The organism is Falsirhodobacter sp. 20TX0035 (genome assembly GCF_028307215.1).
Classification (GTDB): domain Bacteria; phylum Pseudomonadota; class Alphaproteobacteria; order Rhodobacterales; family Rhodobacteraceae; genus Falsirhodobacter.
Genome location: NZ_JAQMHV010000040.1, coordinates 1 through 286, shown reverse-complemented (window position 1 = coordinate 286; position 286 = coordinate 1). Strand labels below are relative to the sequence as shown.

The following is a 286-nucleotide window of genomic DNA, read 5'->3' as shown; positions in this document are numbered from 1 at the left end:
CATCAGTAGTTATTTACAACGTGATATCAAGGCGTTGAAGTCTCAGTTGCTTCTGGGAGAAAGCGCCACCAGCGGCAGTATTTTTTCCAGCTACACCTTTACTGGCGTGCAACTCGCTTCCGACGATAATATGTTGCCAAACAGCCAGCGCGGATTTGCCCCAACGGTACGCGGTATCGCAAACAGTAGTGCAATCGTGACTATCAGGCAAAATGGTTATGTGATCTATCAAAGCAACGTGTCAGCGGGTGCCTTTGAAATTAACGATCTCTACCCCTCTTCCAAC

Annotated in this window: 1 protein-coding gene; it reads left to right on the top strand. The window is 47.9% G+C overall.

All coding sequences use genetic code 11. The features are described 5' to 3' along the window. Positions 1-286, top strand: a 286-nt coding sequence (locus tag PIJ50_RS16340) for a fimbria/pilus outer membrane usher protein (protein ID WP_271976662.1), incomplete at both ends; no start/stop codon positions are given.